Origin of the sequence: Amycolatopsis sp. lyj-346 (assembly GCF_046548975.1) — a bacterium.
Lineage (GTDB): Bacteria > Actinomycetota > Actinomycetes > Mycobacteriales > Pseudonocardiaceae > Amycolatopsis.
In genome coordinates this window covers 125,299-142,499 of sequence record NZ_JAJPWT010000008.1, presented here as the reverse complement: position 1 = coordinate 142,499, position 17,201 = coordinate 125,299, and the positions used below count along the sequence as shown (strand labels likewise).

At 70.8% G+C, this 17,201-nt stretch carries 17 protein-coding genes; 6 read left to right on the top strand and 11 right to left on the bottom strand.

The window, feature by feature from the left end:
* Positions 1 to 164 precede the first annotated feature (164 nt).
* The 3 genes from ACLJQE_RS24375 to ACLJQE_RS24365 all read right to left on the bottom strand — a co-directional run bounded on the left by ACLJQE_RS24375 (position 165) and on the right by ACLJQE_RS24365 (position 1,939).
* Complete coding sequence (locus ACLJQE_RS24375) at positions 165 to 374, bottom strand: DUF5988 family protein (protein WP_410641646.1); 210 nt, start codon at positions 372 to 374, stop codon at positions 165 to 167.
* 27 nt (positions 375 to 401) lie between these two features.
* Positions 402 to 1,175 (bottom strand): thioesterase II family protein, encoded by a 774-nt coding sequence (locus ACLJQE_RS24370; protein WP_410641645.1) that lies wholly within the window; start codon positions 1,173 to 1,175, stop codon positions 402 to 404.
* Between the two features lie 179 nt (positions 1,176 to 1,354).
* The gene (locus tag ACLJQE_RS24365; RefSeq protein ID WP_410641644.1) at positions 1,355 to 1,939 is read right to left on the bottom strand and encodes a helix-turn-helix domain-containing protein; all 585 of its coding nucleotides are present in this window, start codon (positions 1,937 to 1,939) and stop codon (positions 1,355 to 1,357) included.
* A gap of 118 nt (positions 1,940 to 2,057) precedes the next feature.
* Between ACLJQE_RS24365 and ACLJQE_RS24360 the strand changes: the two genes are divergently transcribed.
* From ACLJQE_RS24360 to ACLJQE_RS24350, 3 genes are read left to right on the top strand one after another with little or no spacing between them, the layout of a single operon-like run.
* Positions 2,058 to 2,705: an FMN-binding negative transcriptional regulator gene (locus ACLJQE_RS24360; RefSeq protein ID WP_410641643.1), complete on the top strand. Its 648-nt coding sequence runs from the start codon at positions 2,058 to 2,060 to the stop codon at positions 2,703 to 2,705.
* A gap of 26 nt (positions 2,706 to 2,731) precedes the next feature.
* Positions 2,732 to 3,094, top strand: a complete 363-nt coding sequence (locus tag ACLJQE_RS24355) for a hypothetical protein (RefSeq protein ID WP_410641642.1) — start codon at positions 2,732 to 2,734, stop codon at positions 3,092 to 3,094.
* A 59-nt stretch (positions 3,095 to 3,153) separates the two neighbouring features.
* Positions 3,154 to 3,303 (top strand): hypothetical protein, encoded by a 150-nt coding sequence (locus ACLJQE_RS24350; protein WP_410641641.1) that lies wholly within the window; start codon positions 3,154 to 3,156, stop codon positions 3,301 to 3,303.
* Between the two features lie 87 nt (positions 3,304 to 3,390).
* Here ACLJQE_RS24350 and ACLJQE_RS24345 read toward each other — a convergent pair whose 3' ends face one another.
* Positions 3,391 to 3,825: a hypothetical protein gene (locus ACLJQE_RS24345; RefSeq protein ID WP_410641640.1), complete on the bottom strand. Its 435-nt coding sequence runs from the start codon at positions 3,823 to 3,825 to the stop codon at positions 3,391 to 3,393.
* A gap of 676 nt (positions 3,826 to 4,501) precedes the next feature.
* Here ACLJQE_RS24345 and ACLJQE_RS24340 point away from each other — a divergent pair.
* The 3 genes from ACLJQE_RS24340 (at position 4,502) to ACLJQE_RS24330 (ending at position 9,597) form a co-directional block, all read left to right on the top strand.
* Positions 4,502 to 5,998, top strand: a complete 1,497-nt coding sequence (locus ACLJQE_RS24340; RefSeq protein ID WP_410641639.1) for a non-reducing end alpha-L-arabinofuranosidase family hydrolase — start codon at positions 4,502 to 4,504, stop codon at positions 5,996 to 5,998.
* Between the two features lie 472 nt (positions 5,999 to 6,470).
* Positions 6,471 to 8,528 (top strand): PQQ-dependent sugar dehydrogenase, encoded by a 2,058-nt coding sequence (locus tag ACLJQE_RS24335; protein WP_410641769.1) that lies wholly within the window; start codon positions 6,471 to 6,473, stop codon positions 8,526 to 8,528.
* 61 nt (positions 8,529 to 8,589) lie between these two features.
* Entirely contained in the window at positions 8,590 to 9,597 is a 1,008-nt protein-coding gene (locus tag ACLJQE_RS24330; RefSeq protein ID WP_410641638.1) for an SMP-30/gluconolactonase/LRE family protein, read from the top strand.
* 9 nt (positions 9,598 to 9,606) lie between these two features.
* Here ACLJQE_RS24330 and ACLJQE_RS24325 read toward each other — a convergent pair whose 3' ends face one another.
* From ACLJQE_RS24325 to ACLJQE_RS24295, 7 genes are all read right to left on the bottom strand, one after another.
* Entirely contained in the window at positions 9,607 to 10,056 is a 450-nt protein-coding gene (locus tag ACLJQE_RS24325) for an SRPBCC family protein (RefSeq protein WP_410641768.1), read from the bottom strand.
* Between the two features lie 105 nt (positions 10,057 to 10,161).
* Positions 10,162 to 10,776: a GNAT family N-acetyltransferase gene (locus tag ACLJQE_RS24320; protein ID WP_410641637.1), complete on the bottom strand. Its 615-nt coding sequence runs from the start codon at positions 10,774 to 10,776 to the stop codon at positions 10,162 to 10,164.
* The gene (locus ACLJQE_RS24315; RefSeq protein WP_410641636.1) at positions 10,773 to 12,260 is read right to left on the bottom strand and encodes an ABC transporter ATP-binding protein; all 1,488 of its coding nucleotides are present in this window, start codon (positions 12,258 to 12,260) and stop codon (positions 10,773 to 10,775) included. Before ACLJQE_RS24315 ends, ACLJQE_RS24320 begins: the two co-directional genes overlap by 4 nt.
* Positions 12,257 to 13,048 carry an ABC transporter permease gene (locus ACLJQE_RS24310; protein WP_410641635.1) on the bottom strand — a complete coding sequence of 264 codons (792 nt, stop codon included), beginning with the start codon at positions 13,046 to 13,048 and terminating at the stop codon, positions 12,257 to 12,259. Before ACLJQE_RS24310 ends, ACLJQE_RS24315 begins: the two co-directional genes overlap by 4 nt.
* Positions 13,045 to 13,995 carry an ABC transporter permease gene (locus tag ACLJQE_RS24305; RefSeq protein ID WP_410641634.1) on the bottom strand — a complete coding sequence of 317 codons (951 nt, stop codon included), beginning with the start codon at positions 13,993 to 13,995 and terminating at the stop codon, positions 13,045 to 13,047. The genes ACLJQE_RS24310 and ACLJQE_RS24305 overlap by 4 nt, the downstream gene beginning before the upstream one ends.
* Positions 13,992 to 15,524 carry an ABC transporter substrate-binding protein gene (locus tag ACLJQE_RS24300; protein ID WP_410641633.1) on the bottom strand — a complete coding sequence of 511 codons (1,533 nt, stop codon included), beginning with the start codon at positions 15,522 to 15,524 and terminating at the stop codon, positions 13,992 to 13,994. Before ACLJQE_RS24300 ends, ACLJQE_RS24305 begins: the two co-directional genes overlap by 4 nt.
* 261 nt (positions 15,525 to 15,785) lie before the next feature.
* Positions 15,786 to 17,132, bottom strand: a complete 1,347-nt coding sequence (locus ACLJQE_RS24295; protein WP_410641631.1) for an endo-1,4-beta-xylanase — start codon at positions 17,130 to 17,132, stop codon at positions 15,786 to 15,788.
* Positions 17,133 to 17,201 lie beyond the last annotated feature (69 nt).

Sequence of the window (17,201 nt, the reverse complement as noted above, 5' to 3'; positions counted from 1 at the left end):
CAGCCCGGAGTTCCGCTGCCGGGCGCATCGGCCGGACCGTCGTGCGCAGGTCGTCTCGCCCCCCACGGGACACTGGCGCCGCGGTCCGGCCCCCGCGGCGGACGCAGGACACGAAGAAGCGGCAGTGCGGGGCGACCGGCGCCGCCCCGCACTGCCGCTACCGGTCACTCGGCGATCTTGGTGCGTCCCGTCCACCGGTAGACGGCAACGCTGGCTTCGTCGACCTGCCGGAACTCCCCGCTGTGGGCGAAGTGCTCGTATCCGCCGTCGACGCAGATCTTCAGGTCGTCGTTCAGGTCGTCGACGTAGTGCCAATCGTCCAGTGTGGACAGCCGGGCCGGTGATCCGACGAGGTTGATCTTGATGCGCGTCATGGTCGATCTCCCACTCACGAAACGTCGTCAAAGGGGCTGGGCGGAGGTGGCGCGTCCAGCCGTCGTCAACACGTCGACGATCGCCTGGATGACCTTCGGGGCGTGGGCGTTGAGGTAGAAATGCCCACCCGGGTACGTGGTCAGCGTGCAGCTCCCGGTGGTGTGGTTCCGCCAGTCCCGGGCTTCGCCGACCGTCACCTTGGGGTCGTTGTCGCCCAGGTGGACGTGGATCGGCGTGTCGAGCAGCGGCCCCGGCTCGTAGCGGTAGGTCTCGGCGGCCCGGTAGTCGGTCCGCAGCGCGGGCAGGATCATCCGGAGCAGTTCTTCGTTGCCGAAGACCTCCGCGCCGGCGCCGCCCAGCTCCTTGACGGCCTTGATGAGCCCGGCGTCGTCCGCCAGGTGCACGGTCTCGTCCCGCGCTCGTGACGGCGCCACCCGGCCGGAGGCGAACAGCGCCAGCAGCGGACCGCCGCCCGCCTCGAGCCGGCGGGCGACCTCGAAGCCGAGGGTGGCCCCCATGCTGTGTCCGAACAGGACTGTCGGCCGGTCCAGCCAGGGGCGCAGGACCTCGGTCACCTCGTCGGCGAGCTCGCCGATGGTGCCGAGGCATTTCTCCGACCGCCGGTCCTGGCGCCCCGGGTACTGGATCGCCAGCACGTCGGCCGTCGAGGCCAGCGCTTTCGCGACCGGGAAGTAGTAGCTCGCGGACCCACCGGCGTAGGGGAAGCAGACGACCCGGAACGGCGCCTCGTCCCAAGGCTGGTACCGCCGGATCCACAGGCTGCTGTCATCTCCGGACACTGGCCACCCCTTCTTCGTCCGCACGGCCGGCGGAACGGCGGGAATCCGCAGGTTCGAGCCTGCAGTGGTCCCGGTGCGCCATCAACCCCTAAGGTGCCGGCCGACCCCCGTGACTCACGACCGGCAGGGTATCCGGCGGATCACGCGCGCCGCCGGGTCGCGTTTCGAAACCGGGAACTTCAGACAGCCGAAGCAGGACCGGGAGGCAAGTGGACCGTCATGACGAGGTGGCAGGTTTCGGTTCCCGAGCCGCGGTAGACGTGCGAGGTGTCACCGTCGAAGGTCGCGGTCTGCCCGGCTTCGACGGCGTACTCCGTGCCGTCGACGACGACGATCATCCGGCCGGCGGTGACACTGAGGGTTTCCACCACGCCGGCCTGGTGGGGATGGCTGGGGTACTCCTCGCCCGGCTCCAGGCGCCAGCGCCAGATCTCGACCGGGGCCGGGCCGGTGGTCGTCAGGACGAGCCGCGCTTCGCTCCCCCGTTCTCCGCTCCACAGTGGAGCGACGGCGGACGCGGCCACGACCCGGACACTGCCTTCGGGCGGCCCCTGCATCAGTGCGGACACCGAAACACCGAGGGTGTCGGCCAACCGGACCAAAGTGGACAGGTTGGGGTTTCCCTGCGCCTTCTCGAGGCCCACCAGTGCGCCCTTGCTGACCTGGGCGCGCCGGCTGAGTTCGTCGAGGGTCAGACCCGCGCGGACGCGGGCCGCCCGGACGTTGTGCGCGACGGTCCGCAGGGCTGCCACCGTCTCAGCCACCTGATCACTCTCTTCCGTCCGGTGAGCGGAACACCATCATCCTAGCCACCCTTCGGTCGTTCTGCTGTGTGTTACGGTCGTTTCGGTAGACCAGAGTTCTGACGTAAGGAGAAGCAGCATGTGGGTCCAGCCCTGGGACGCCGGCCTGGACGAAGCCGAATGGCAGACGTGGATCGCCGAGGGCCACGACTTCGGGCAGCTGAGCGTCAACGGCCTGCCCGGCCACCCGCCCACCGTCGTCCCCACCCACTTCATCTGCGACGGCACCCTCTTGCTGATCCACCTCGCCCGGCCCAACCCGGTCTGGACGGCGATCGAGCGCGACCCCCACGTCGTCCTCACCGTGATCGGCGACTACGCCTTCATCCCCGGCACCTGGCGCGCCAAGGCCGGCACCCCGCCCGCCGACGGCGTCCCCACCAGCTACTACGCGGCCGTCCAGTTCACCTGCCGGGCCGACATCGTCGACGACCCCCAGGCCAAGGCCGAGTTGCTGCGCCGCCAGCTCGCCCACTTCCAGCCCGGCGGAGACCACGCCGCCGTGGCCGTCGACCAGCCGCCCTACGGCCGGATGCTGCCCGGCATCCGCGGACTGCGCCTGCAGGTCACCGATGTGCTGGCCAAGTTCAAGTACGACGACCACAAGCCGGTCGACCACCGCTCCGCGGTCGCCGACCGGCTCGTCCACCGCGGGCAGGGCCTCGACGTCCCGACCGCGCACCAGCAGCGCCGCCGCCTGGACCGCATCGGCCCCTGGAAGCCCTGACCCGCACGGAAACGGAAAGCCCGCTGATGCCCGCCTTCTGCCTCGGCACCGCCGTCGCCGACGCCTTTCCCGGCACCCTCATCGCCCTGGTCACCGCCACCGGCCTGCGCGGCCGCGAACCCTGGCCGCAGACCGCCGCGGCCCTCGAGACGTTGGAGGCCCGGCTCGCCGGAGGCCGCTGGCAGCCCGCGGACGAGACCGATCCCCGCATCGAGGCCTGGCACACCGCCTACCGTTCGTTCGGCACCAACCCGCGTCGCATCCGCCCCAGCGTCGACGCACTGGGGCGCCGCCTCGCCAAGAAGGGGACCCTGCCGCGCATCACCCCGATACCGTCGAACACCCCAAGCCCGGGGAGATCGTCTACGCCGACGCCACCGGCGTCCTGACCCGCCACTGGAACCACCGCGACGCCCACCGCACCCGCGTCACCGAGGATTCGACCCACGTGGCCTTCGTCTTGGAAACCCTGCACGCCGAGCGTGACGGCCGGCTCCTCGAGAGCGCCGTGGACGAACTGCTGGACCTGCTCGCCCCGCACGCCGGTCACACCGCGGTGCAGTACCTCAGTCCGGCCCGGCCCCAGGCCACCACCTGAGCTCGCACCACAACCAGCGCGAACGGCCCGGTCGGGATCCATCGACCGGGCCGTCCGAACAGGGCCACCGAAGCAGCGGCAGAACTACTAGTGATCGTTGAGGTAGTAGTGCTGGCTCGAGTACTGGTAGTTCGGACCCAGGTAGATCCCGACGCCGATGCTCCAGTTCTCCGGGAGGTTGTGCGTGCCGCCATCAGAGGCCCTGGCCGTGGCGCAAGATCCCAATCCACCGGAGGCGGTGAGCGTGTACCGGGTGTCGTAGGCGCCCGGAACGGAACTCTGCTCGACGGAGATCGTGGCCCGGGGAGCGAGCCCGTCGGACGCCGTGTCGCAGAGGGAGACGACGTCGCCGTTCTCTTCGACGTAGATGGTGCCGCCATTTCTGGCGTCCGTGGTGGTCCACGTGTGGTCCCAGCTGCCGCCGGGCGGGTCCACGGCCGCCGACGCCGACGTCGCGCTCACGAGTGTCCCGACGGCGACGAACGCGGTCGTCGCGACCAAGGCCGCGATCTTGTTACGCATCGTGTGACTCCATTCTCACTCGCACAGGGAATCCGGGCGAGGTGTATTTGATTTACGACTTTCCGGCCGGTGTCGGGGATTCTCGAAATCACTGCCGAAGAAATCCGTTTCCGCGCCGCTCAACCCACGCAGCCCGGTCAGACCCGGGTCGGCAGTCCCCGTCTCGGCGCGAACGGCGAGGCGCCCGCGGCTCCCCTTTGACACAACCCCAGTTACCGAGAGTGCCGGAATCGTCGCATCTGCCATCCGGCCGGGAGCGACGCTCTCGCCAGGCCGACCGTGCCAGCCGTGACTGGGCGGCGTCAAGCGCCCTGAAACGTTTTACCCTGCTCGAAGGGTCTCTGGCCACGGGAACCTCTGCACATCGTGCGGCGACCTGCGAAAACCGGCGTCGCAGAGGAGCCGGACCTGGCGTCGCAGAGCCTCGGCGAGCCCCAGCGTCCCCTGAGGGACTTCCCGCGAAAACCCTCCCATTACATCTTGACGTGGCCGATGTCATCGTTCAGAGTCCAATGGTGCATTCAGCCGCACCGCCGTTGGCTACCTGACACACCTACCCCCTCCTGTTCCCGCACGGATCGCCCCCAAAAATGTTAGCGCTAACACCACTGGTCCCGTGCACGGGTGTCGTCGGGATCCGCACCGATGCGGACCCCTCCTGAAAGGACAGATGCTCATGTCGGTTGGGTTTGCGCGGACCCTGAGGTGGCGCCGTCGGTGGCGGTCGGGATTGGCTGCGGCGATAGCCGTCGTGACCGCGGGCGGGCTGCTCACCGTGGCCACAACGCCGGCGTCGGCGGCCACAGTGGACACCGCCGCCTGGTACGTCCTGGTGAACCGCAACAGCGGCAAGGCCCTCGACGTCTACAACTTCTCCACCGCCGACGGCGCCGACGTCGTCCAGTGGACCCGCACCAACGCCGACAACCAGCAGTTCCAGTTCACCGACTCCGGCGACGGCTACTACCGGATCAAAGCACGGCACTCGGGCAAGGTCCTGGACGTGTCCAGCTGGTCGGCAGCCGACGGCGCCGCCATCCACCAATGGACCGACCACGGCGGCACCAACCAGCAGTTCCGGCTCGCCGACTCCGACAGCGGCTACGTGCGCCTGATCAACCGCAACAGCACCAAAGCCGTCGAAGTCCAGAACGCGGCGACCAACGACGGCGCCGGAATCGTGCAGTACAGCGACTGGGGCGGCAGCAACCAGCAGTGGCAACTCGTCCGCGTCGACGGAGACACCGGCACGTGCGCTCTTCCGTCGACGTACCGCTGGACGTCGACCGGCCCGCTGGCCACCCCGAAGGCGGGGTGGGCCTCGCTCAAGGACTTCACCAGTGTCGTCCACAACGGACAGCACATCGTCTACGCCACGACGCACAACAACTTCGACGACGAGCAGGGGCGCTGGGGATTGACGACCTTCAGCCCCTTCACGAACTGGTCCGACATGGCCACCGCCACCCAGAACGCGTTGCCCTTCGACGGGATCGCGCCGACGCTGTTCTACTTCGCCCCGAAGAACACCTGGGTGCTCGCCTACAACGGGGCTTGGCCGTACACCTTCTCCTACCGCACCTCGAGCGACCCCGCCAACCCCAACGGCTGGTCCGCGCAGCAGGAGCTGTTCACGGGCACCCTCCCTCCCCCTGGGGGCCCCCTCGACGTGACCCTCATCGGCGACGACACGAACATGTACCAGTTCTTCGCCGACGACCGCGGCAACATCTACCGGTCCAGCATGCCCATCGGGAACTTCCCCAGCAGTTTCGGTTCGTCGTTCACGAAGATCATGAGCGACACGGAGGCCAACCTGTTCGAGGCTCCGGAGGTCTACAAGGTCCAGGGCCGGAACCAGTACCTCATGATCGTCGAGGCGCAGGACTGGCGCGGCCGCTTCTTCCGCTCGTTCACGGCCACGAGCCTGGACGGCACGTGGACACCACAGGCCGACACCCAGGGCAACCCCTTCGCCGGCAAGGCCAACAGCGGCGCAACCTGGACCAATGACATCAGCCACGGCGATCTGGTGCGCACCAACCCCGACCAGACCAAGACCGTCGACCCGTGCCGGCTCCAGTTCCTCTACCAGGGGCGCGACCCCAGCACCGACGGAAAGCCCTACGGCACCCTGCCCTACCGGCCGGGCGTGCTGACACTGCAGCGCTAGCCTTCGAACAAGCGCCACATCACTGTGGCTGTTAACTGAACTCGCCGCCTCTGACAGCAGCTTCGCCCGGCGGGCGCGGATGTCCCGCGCCCGCCGGGCGGAGGTGGTTGGATACCCGCTCACCGGGCTTGTCGGCGGCAAAGAGGTTACGCTACGGTGACCCTGGGAGCGCTCCCAGGTGCGCGGGTTCCACGCCTGCACGCTCCGTACGCACCCTGCTCGCAAGGAGGCGATGCATGGCTCTACGTGCACAATGGCCCCGTGGGCCCTTGTCCTTCCGCGCCCGGGCCCGCTCGGCCCCCGCTGCGAGCGCCGATCGGCGCGGCTGAGAACGCCCGGCACGTCGACCGCCGTCGACGGGGCATGGTGCCCCTTGCTTCTGTCAGCGATCACCAGCGAGTTGACTCGCATTCCGTGAGAGAGGAACACCATGCGAGATAACCCGAGGAAGAAGCACCCGGGCCTCCGTGCGGTGTGCACCGTGGTGCTGGTGGGCCTGGGTGTCGTGCTCCCGTCACCGGCCGCGTCGGCCGCCACCGTGGACCCCGGCGCCTCGTACGTGCTGGTCAACCGCAACAGCGGCAAGGCACTGGAAGTCTCCGGAGGCGCCACCTCCGAGGGAGCCAGGATCACCCAGCGCACCCGCGACGACCGCAGCTCGCAGCAGTGGCAGTTCGTCGACGCCGGCGGAGGCCACTACCGCATCAAGTCCAAGCACAGCGCCCTGGTGCTGAGTTTTCCCTCCACCGCCGACCGGACCGGCCTGGTGCAGAACGCCGACGCCGGCCGCCCCGGCCAGCAGTTCCGGCTGGCCGACTCCGCCGGCGGCGACGTACGCCTGCTCAACCGGGCCAGCGGCAAGGCCGTGGACGTGCTGGGTGCCTCCACCGCCGACGGCGCCCGGGTCGTCCAGTGGCCCGACACCGACGGCGCCAACCAGCGGTGGCAGCTGGTCAGGCTGAACGCCGACACCACCCCACCGACCGCGCCGGGCAACCCCCGCACCGCGAACCTGACGTGCACCGGGGTGACGTTCTCGTGGTCGGCGTCGTCCGATGACGTCGGGGTCGCCTTCTACGACATCTACCACGACGGGCAGCTCATGACGTCGGTGCCGGGCACGGCGCGGTCGGCCGAACTGACCGTCGCGCCGGGAGCCACCTGGGGCCTGTACGTCAACGCCCGCGACGCCGCGGGCAACGTCTCCCAGGCCAGCCCCACGGTCACCGTCACCGTGCCGCAGTGCCAGGCCGACACCGAGCCGCCCACCACCCCCACCGGCGTGACGGCGACCGCGTCGGGCACCACGGTCACCGTGCGCTGGACGGCGGCCACCGACAACGTCGGCGTCACCGGCTACGAGGTGCTCCGCGACGGCACCGTGGCCGGCTCGACCAGCGGCGCGGCCACGACCTCGTTCACCGACAGCGGCCTGACCGCGAACACCCGCTACCAGTACCAGGTGCGGGCGCGCGACGCCCAAGCCAACCGCTCGGCCCCGAGCACACCGGTCGCGGTCACCACCGGCACCTCCTGCGCCACGGCGCTGTGCTCGGTCACCAGGGTCGCCACCGAAACCGACCTGCCGTGGGGACTGACCACCCTGCCCGACGGACAGGTGCTCTACAGCCGCCGCGACGCCTTCGAAATCGTCCGCCTCGACCCCGCCACCGGCACGAAGACCGTGGCCGGGCGGATGCCGAACGCAGCGGGAACCGACGGTGAGGGCGGGGTCCTCGGCCTCGCCGTGGCCACCGACTTCACGGCCGACCCGTGGCTGTACGTCATGCACACCAGCTCGACGGACAACCGGGTGGTGCGCATCCGCTACACCGGTGGGGTGCTCACCGGCACCCCGCAGGTGCTGCTCACCGGCATCCCGCGCAACAAGTACCACAACGGCGGCCGGTTGCGCTTCGGGCCGGACGGCAAGCTCTACATCGCGACCGGTGACGGCCAGAACGGCGACTGGGCCCAGGACCGGGCCAACCTCGCCGGCAAGGTCCTGCGCATCAACCGCGACGGCACCGTTCCCTCCGACAACCCGTTCGGCACCCCGGTCTGGAGCTACGGCCACCGCAACCCGCAAGGCCTGGCCTTCGACTCCCAGGGCAGGCTCTGGGAACAGGAGTTCGGCAACTCCGTCATGGACGAGACCAACCTGATCGTCCGCGGCGGCAACTACGGCTGGCCCCGCTGCGAAGGCACCACGGGCAGCTGCGGCGAACCCGGCTTCGTCGCACCCAAGCGGACCTACCCCGTCGCCGAAGGTTCGTGCAGCGGCATCGCCGTGGTCCGCGACGCCCTCTACCTCGCCTGCCTGCGCGGCACCCGGCTGTACCGGGCCGAGATTTCCGGTGACAGCCTGACCAACGTCCAGCAGTACCTCAACGGCACGTACGGGCGGCTGCGCACCGTGGAACCGTCCGCCGACGGCGGCTTGTGGCTGACCACCAGCAACTACGGCGACAAGGACAGCATCGCGAACAACAGCAACGAAAGCATCCTGAAGGTCGCGCTCGGACAGTGAACCCGGCCGCGGGCCGGGACCACCGGCCCGCGGCCGTTCCGCTCACGAAAGGAGAGCCGTCATGGCTCACCGCAGGACACCAGGTCACCGTCACACGTGGACGGCGACCGCAGCGGCGATCGTCTTCGCGGGCGTGGTGGCGCCGGCGCCGGCCGCCGCCGCGACGCCCGCGCCGTGCACCCCGGGAGCGACCTACGGCGCGCCGTTGCCGAGCCGGACGGTGACGTCCCGGCTCATCCGGGGCGGGTTCAACTTCCTCGAAGGGCCCACGTGGGACCGGCGCACGGGCACCCTGCTGCTGTCGCACATGCAGAACCCCACCGGCCCCCAGGGCGTGCAGCCGTCGGCCATGCTCCGGTACTCGCCGCCGGCCACCTTCGAGACGTTCATCGCCGACGCCGGCAGCAACGGCCTGGCGATCACCGCCGACGGCACGCGGGTGCTCGCCGCCACCCACGACAACCGCACCGTTTCCGCCTACAGCCTGGCCGATCGCAGCCGGACGACCGTCGCGGCCGGCCACCTCGGCCGCGCGTTCAACTCCCCGAACGACCTGACCACCGGCCAGAACGGCACCACCTACTTCACCGACCCCAACTACCAGCGCGGCAACCGCGCCGACGAACAAGGCGGCCGGACCAGCGTCTTCCGCGTCCGCGACGGCGTGGTCAACCTCGTCGACGACACGCTGCCGCAGCCGAACGGCGTCGTCCTGTCCCCCGACGGCAAGACGCTCTACGTGGGCGCCACCGGCGCCAACGCGATCATGAAGTACACCGTCTTCCCGGACGGCAGCACCGGCAACCGCACGACGTTCGCGACCATCCGGACGCCCGACGGCGCGACCGTCGACTGCGCGGGCAACCTGTACTGGGCCTCCTACGACGAAGGGCTCGTCCACGTCTTCTCCCCGTCGGGCGCCCGGCTCGGCACCATCTCCGCCGGCCGCAACACCACCAACGCGGCGTTCGGCGGACCGGACGGACGGACCCTGTACCTCACCTCCGGAGTTTCCGGCCAGTTCGGCCTCTACCAGACGCGCCTCAACGTGCCCGGCAACCCCTACTGAACGGCGAGGTCAAAGCCGCCCGTCGGAAACCCAGGCAGCCGTGCCGAGAATGCGGGTGAGGGCGGCTTCGGCGTCGGCACCGGCTTTCTCGAACACGACCTCGGCGATCGGCGTGCCGAGTTCCGCGGTGCCGCGGAACTCGATGGTGGCGTGGTAGCTCAGGGTGCTGCCGCCCGCACCGGTCGGGGTGATGGTGATTTCGTCCAGGGTGGCGGCGACGTCGTGGGTGCCGGTGAAGGCGACGCGGCCGGGTTCGAGGCGGGTGAGCTCGCGGGTCAGTTCCAGCTCCACCCCGGCGATCTTGACGACGGCGTGCCAGCGGGCGCCGACGTCGACCGGCTCGGTGCCGAGGCGGTCACAGGACAGGGTGCCGGGGTGCCAATCGGGGGCGTGGCCGAGATCCTTGAGGTAGTCCAGCACCTCCGGTGGCGCGGCCGCGACGGTGAAGGTGCGGGTCACTTCGACCAAGACGGGTCCTCTCGTCGGCGTCATCGGCCACCGCCCTCGGCGACCTGACCGCCGAGTACCCCAAAACGGAGAAATCACCCAGCCGGACCGCGAAAGCTATCCCTGCCGGAGATCGTCGCGCCGGTCGTCGTTCCGAGGGACGCCGCCGGCGGGTACGGGGGTCCGGCGCAGCGGGATCTCGAAGTGGACGGTCTGGAAGCCGGTGCGGTCGCCGTCACGGGCGTCGTGCACCTCGGCGGCCACGGTCCGCCAGAACGGCTCGGCGCCGGGGACCCGGGTGTCGGTGTGCAGGTAGAGCCGCTCGTATCCCGGGGTGCGGTCGACGAATTCGGTCGCCACTTCCACCAGGGTCCGGGCCAGCCGGTGGCGGCGGTGTTCGGGCCGCACGTACACGCGGAACAACTGCGCGGTGGTCCCGCCGGGGTACCGTGCGGCGAGCCAGGCGGGGTGCGGCGGGCTCGACGGCGCCGTTGCGCGCACCCCGGTGGTGGCCACGACCTCGCGCCCCTCGACCGCGACGAACAGCTGGTGCCGGTCGGGGGTCAGGTAGGACCCGGCCAGGTCGATCACATCGCCGTGCCACTCGGGGCGGTAACCGTAGCCGAACTCGCGGTAGAAGGTGTCCAGCATGACGCTGCGCGCGCCCGGCAGATCGGCCTCGGTGGCCGGCCGGACCTCGTAGGGGCCGACTTCGCGGTGGTACTCGGTCAATTCCTCTTCTCCATTCCTTCGACGGCGCTGCCGAGCAGACCGGCAGTCACCGGGTGCGCCGGGGACCCCAGAACGCCGCGGGCCGAGCCGTATTCGACGACGCTGCCCTCGTGCAGCACCGCGATCCGGTCGGCGAGGCGGGCGACGACGCCGAGGTCGTGGCTGATCAGCACCAGCGTGCAGGCGCGGGACTCGCGCAGTCCGGCGAGCTGGTCGAGCAGGCCGGCCTGGGTCAGTGCGTCCAGCCCGGAGGTGATTTCGTCGCAGATCAGGACGTCCGGGCGGGCGAGCAGCGCGCGGACCAGGGCCGCGCGCTGCAGTTCGCCCCCGGAAAGCCCGGCCGGTCTGCGCAACGCGGCCGGCTCGTCCACCCCGAACCCCGCCAGTTCCGCCAGTGCGGCGCGCCGGGCGTCGGGTGCGGGCAGGCCGCGCAGCCGGACCGCGGTCCGGCTGACCTGGTCGAGCACGCTGCGGTGCTCGTCGAACGACCCGCGGGCGTCCTGGAACACGTACTGGACCCTGGCCAGGTCCGCCGGCGAGCGGCGACGCAGTGACCGGGCCAGTGCCCGGCCGTCGAGCAGCACCTCACCCGTGCGGGCGGCGTGGAGGCCCGCGACGCAGCGGGCCAACGTCGTCTTCCCGCTCCCGGACCGGCCGACGACGGCGAGGCACTCGCCCGCGCCCGCCCGCAGGTTCACCTCGCGCAGCACGGTGGCCGACCGGTGCCGCGCGGTCAGGCCACGGAGGTCGAGGCGGGGCACGGGTTTCCCGGCTTCGGCGGGCAGCACGACCCGCGGCTGCGCGGCGATGAGCGCACGGGTGTACTCCTGTTGTGGCCGGGTCAGCACGTCGGCCGCGGTGCCTGCCTCGATGACGCGGCCCCGGCGCAGCACCACGATCTCGTCGGCCAGTGCCCGGACGACGTCGAGGTCGTGCGTGAGGAGGACGATGGCGACGCCGTGGTCCGCCACCGCGGCGAGTTCGCCGACGACCTCGGCCCGGGTGATCGCGTCCTGCCCCGTGGTGGGCTCGTCGGCGACGATGACCGCGGGATTCCCGACCAGTGCCTGCGCGAGCACCACCCGCTGCTGCTGCCCGCCCGAGAGCTGGTGCGGGTAGCGGCGCAGCAGCTGGGCCGGCACCCGCGCCCGCCGCAGCGCGACGGCGATCAGCTCGTCGGGCGCGCCTTCGTGCCGGGCGGCGATTTCGCGGAACACACCGCCGATCCGCCGTACCGGGTTGAGCGCGGCCGAGGGTTGCTGTGGCACGAACCCGACGCGTCCGGCGACCGTGACCCGTCCGCTGACGGTCACCCCGGGTGGCTGCTCACCGAGCAGCGCGAGCCCGGTGGTGGTCTTGCCACTGCCGGACTCGCCGACCAGCGCGAGCACCTGCCCGGCGGCCAACGCGAAGCTGACCCCGTCGAGCAGCGTCCGCTGCCCGGCTTCGGCTCGCAGGTTCCCGACCTGCACCACGGGGGTCATGGCGCCGGCTCCGAGCGGGCGCGCAGGGCCCGGTCGAAGACCAGGTTGAGCCCGATCGACAACGCGACGACCAGCAGGGCGGGCACGACCACCGCCCACGGCTGCAGGAACAGGCCGCCCCGGTTGCGGTCGACCATGACCGCCCAGTCCGCGGCGTCCGGGGCCACCCCGATGCCCAGGAAACTGGCCGAGGCGACCAGGTAGAGCGCGCCGGTCAGCCGGGTACCCGAATCGGCGGCCAGCGTGCGGAGCATCGACCGTCCGGTGTAGACGATGGCCGTCCGCCACCACGACTCGCCCTGCAACCGCATCGCCTCCAGCGCCGGGCGGCCGGCGATCTCCAGCGCCGTGGCGCGCGAGATCCGGGCCACGTCGGGGAAGTTGACCAAGGTGACGATGCCGGCCATGACGGGGACACCCGGACCGGCGATGGCGGCCACCAGGATGAGCACCAGCAGCGACGGCACCGCGAGCAGCAGGTCGAGGGGACGCATCAGGGTCTCGTCGACCAGACGCAGGCGGGACGTCGCCGCGAGCACGCCCCACGGCACCCCGATGACGTAGGCGCCCAGGGTCGCGAGCAGCGCGACCAGCACCACCGTGCGCCCGCCGGCGAGGACCTGGTGCCAGACGTCGCGCCCGACGAAGTCGGTGCCCAGCACGCCGCCGGGCATGAACGGGGCGCCGCGGGCGAGGTCGTCGGGGACGAACCACGGGCCGACCAGCGCCAGCAGGAGGGGGACCGCGATCAGCAGGCCGCCGGCGCCGGTCCGGCCGAGCGCCCTCAAGCGATCCCCGCCGATCGCGGCGCCAGCCGGAACGCGGCCAGGTCGGCGAGGAGGTTCACCAGGACGGTGGTGACCGCGAAGACGACCGCGAGGCCCTGCACCACCGGCAGGTCCCGCCCGGCGACCGCGTCCACCAGCGTGGTGCCCAGTCCGGGGATGACGAACACCGCCTCGACCACGATCACCCCGCCGAGCAGCCAGTCCGTGGTCCGGGCGAGCTGCTGCACGGCGGGCGCCAGCGCATTGGGCAGAGCGTGCGCGAGCCGGATCCGCCCGGCGCCGATGCCGAGCCTGCGGGCGTGCCGCACGTAATCCGAACCCAGCGAGCCGAGCATTCCCGCGCGCACCAGCCTGCTGATCGAACAGATCGGCCGGGCCAGCAGCACCACCAGCGGCAGCACCAGAACGGCCGGATGGGCCAGGAGATCGCCCCCGGTGCCGACGGCCGTCGGCGGCAGCCACCGCAGCTGCACGCCGAAGACCGCGATCAGCACGACGGCCAGCGCGAACTCCGGCATCGAGTACAGCGCGACGCTGATCGACGTGAGTGCCCGGTCGAGCAGGCTGCCCTCCCGCAGCGCGGCGAGCACCCCGACGAGCACCGACAAGGGGATCAGCAGCACCAGGGTGAGCCCGGCGAGCACCACGGTCGGACCGAGGCCGTCGGCCAGGAACTCGGCGACCGGCCGCCCGGAGATCAGCGACACGCCGAAGTCCAGGTGCGGCAGTCCGCCGAGCCAGGCCAGGAACCGGTCCAGCGGCGGCCGGTCCAGGCCCATCGCCACCCGGATCTCCCCGATCCGCCGCGGATCGGGGTTGTCCCCGGCCAGGACGACCGCGGCATCGCCCGGCAACGCCTGCACGAGGAGGAACACCGCGGTGACGACGGCGAGCACCTGGAAGAGCCCGACGGCCAGCCGCCGCACCGCGTACCGGCCCAGGCTCACCCCAGCCACACCTTGTCGAACCGCGCCCAGTTCAGGGTGTTCGCCGGTGCGGTCGCGATCCCGCCGACGTGGGGTGCGGTGCCCACGAGCCAGTCGGCGAAGCCCCACATCAGGTAGCCGCCTTCGGCGTGCAGGGTGCGCTGCATCTCCCGGTACACCCCGGCGCGTTCCTGCTCGTCCGCTGTGGACACGGCCTTCCGGTAGAGGTCGTCGAATTCCGGCCGCGCCCACTTCGTCATGTTGGTGCCGGAGCCGGTCAGCAGGCGCTGGGCGATGTGGGTCTCGATCGGCATGGCACCGGAGCGGAAGCTCGACAGCGACCCGTTCTTGAGCGTGTCCGCCCAGTAGGTGTCCTTGTTGCCGGTGACGACCTCGAGGGTCAGACCGGAGCCCCTGGCCTGGTCGGCGAACACGGTGGCGGCCTCGACCATGCCGGCCGCGGCCGTGGAGGTGTCGAGCTGCACGGTCAGGCCGTCCGCGCCGGCCTTGCGGATCAGGAACTTCGCCTTGTCCAGGTCGCGGGTGCGCTGGGCGATGTCTCCGGCGTAGTACTGGTAGCCCCTGCCGAACAGGTCGTTGCCGACCTGCCCGCTGCCCGCCAGCGTGGCCTCGACCAGCTGCGGGCGGTCGGCCAGCAGGAACAGTGCTTCACGCAGGTCGCGGTTGTCGAACGGCGCCCGGTCCAGCTTCATCGCGAACGCCTGCACGGCGCTGTTGGGCGAGCGGTGGACGGTCATCCGGTCGCCACTCGCGTGGCCGCGCGCGGTCGTGGGCGTGAGGTCGTGCGCGTACTCGACCTGCCCGCCCAGCAGCGCACTGGTCCGGGCCGACTCCTCGTTGGCGATCACGAACTCCAGCTCGTCCAGGTGCGGCGCGCCTTCCCAGTAGTCCGGGTTGCGCTTGAGCAGGGTGGACTTGCCCGCGGCGAAGGACACGAAGCCGAACGGCCCGGACCCGACCGGCTTGCTGAAGTCTTCGAGGCCTTCGGGCACGATGTAGGTCCCGAACGCGGCGAGGGCGTTGGGGAACTCGACGAACGGCCGGGTGAGCGCGAACTCCACGGTTTTCTCGTTGATCGCGCGGCTGTTCGCGAGGTCGATCAGCGACAGGCTCGACTTGGCCCGGAACGCGCGCCGGGGATCGAGGATGCGGGCGTAGCTGGCGAGCACGTCCTGGGCGCGCACGGGCTGTCCGTTGTGGAAGGTGGCAGGCCGCAGGGTGATCCGCCACCGGGTCAGATCGGCGCTGGGTTCCCACTTCTCGGCGAGTCTCGGTTGCGCGGAGACGTCGTCGCCGAGGTCGGCGAGCTTGTCGAACATCGCCTTGGACCGCGCCGCCTCGACGAACAGGTTCGCCAGGTGCGGGTCCAGCACCTCCTTCGCGCCGCCGCCCGCGAACGCGGCACGCAGCCTGCCGCCCGCGCGTGGACCCGGCCCCGCGGGGGCCGGCGCGCCGGTCGCGCAGCCGGTGACGGCGGTGATCGACAGTCCCGCGGTGAGACCGAGGAAACCGCGGCGGCTCAGGTTCATGCTGTTCCTTTCGGTGGGCGAGACCCGGGCGGTCGCATTCGGGCACCACTGCGGTGCCGCCGCACGCACTCCTCGTCCCCCGAGGCAGCCCAGCCGCCGACAAGAGGAAATGATAATCACTATCAGGTGATTGTCACGGCCCGGCCGCGTGACCTGGACCACTCCCACTGTCGCCGCACTCGCCCCGGGTCGCCGCGGGATCCGGGCCCACTGCCGGCAGGCAGCCGGCAGTGGGCGAGACGTCTCCCCGGACGAACAGCGTCAGGCCGCGCAGCTGACGGCGGGCACGCTGTTGGCCGCCGTCCAGCTTCCGGTGAAGCCGAACGTGGTGCTCCCGCCGCTGCCGAGGCTGCCGTTGTAGCTCAGGCTTCGCGCGGTGATCGCGGCGCCGTTCGTGGCGAAGGCCGCGTTCCACGACGAGGTGATCGCCTGTCCCTCGGCGAACGCCCAGTTCACCGTCCAGCCGGTGATCGGGGCGGCGCCGGCGGTCACCCGGACCTCGGCCTGGAAACCTCCCCACCACTGCCCGATCACGGCATACGTGGCAACGCAGGTGCGGGTGCCGCCGGTGCCGCCATACGCCCGCCAGAGCGCGTTGTAAGCCGGCTTGGGCCGGAAGTTCTCGTCGAACGGCAACGCCGCGCCTTCACCCGGGAAGACCGACGGGACCCAGGAGTGCTTGTCGGACAGGGCCCAGGTGGTGATGCCCACGCAGCCGGTCACGCCCAGGCAGGCCTGAGCGACCTTGGTGTAGTCGGCGGCTTGCCCGGCCAGCTTGGTGGCCTCGGCCGGCAGCGGCATCCGGATGTCGAGCTCGGTGATCGCCACCTCGACCCCCAGGTCGACGAAGCGCTGGATGTTCTGCCGCATCGAGTCGGGGACCGCACCCAGGATCAAGTGGGCCTGCATGCCCACCCCGTCGATCGGGACACCTTGTTGTTTGAGCGTACGCACCAGGTTGTAGACGCCGTCGCTCTTGGCGGCGATGCCCTCGATGTTGTAGTCGTTGTAGTAGAGCTTCGCGCCGGGGTCGGCGGCGCGGGCGGCGCGGAACGCCTCGGCGATGTAGCCGTCACCGAGTTTCTGCTGCCAGAACGACTGGCGCAGGGTGCCGTTCTCCTCGAACGCCTCGTTCACCACGTCCCAGGCGTAGAGCTGCCCCCGGTAGTGGGCGACCTCGGTGCGGATGTGGTTCTGCATCGCCTGCCGCAGCTCGGCGGTCCCGAGCTCCTGCACCCAGCCCGGGGTCTGGTTGTGCCAGACCAGGGTGTGACCGCGCAACCGCTGCCCGGCCGCCTTCGCGGCGGCGACGAGCGAGTCGGCCGGTCCGAAGTCGAACCGGCCCGGACTCGGCTCCGTCGCGTCCCACTTCATCTCGTTGCCCACGGTGATCATGTTCGTTTCCCGTTCGGCCAGCGACCGGTACGGTGCGTCGTTCCACTCGTTGACCGTGGACGACGTCCCGAAGTAGACACCGCGTGCGTCCGCCAGGCCTCGCAATGTGGTTGGCGCAGCCGCTGCAGGAACCTGCACCGCCGCCAGCGTGGTGAGGCCGGCCAGTGCCGCCGTCACCGCATGGAGACCGATCCGCCACGTGCTCCGCACCATACGTCTCTCCTTCGAGCTCAAGGTCGATTCCGCCAATCGGCACACACGCTGGGAGCGCTCCCATACAGG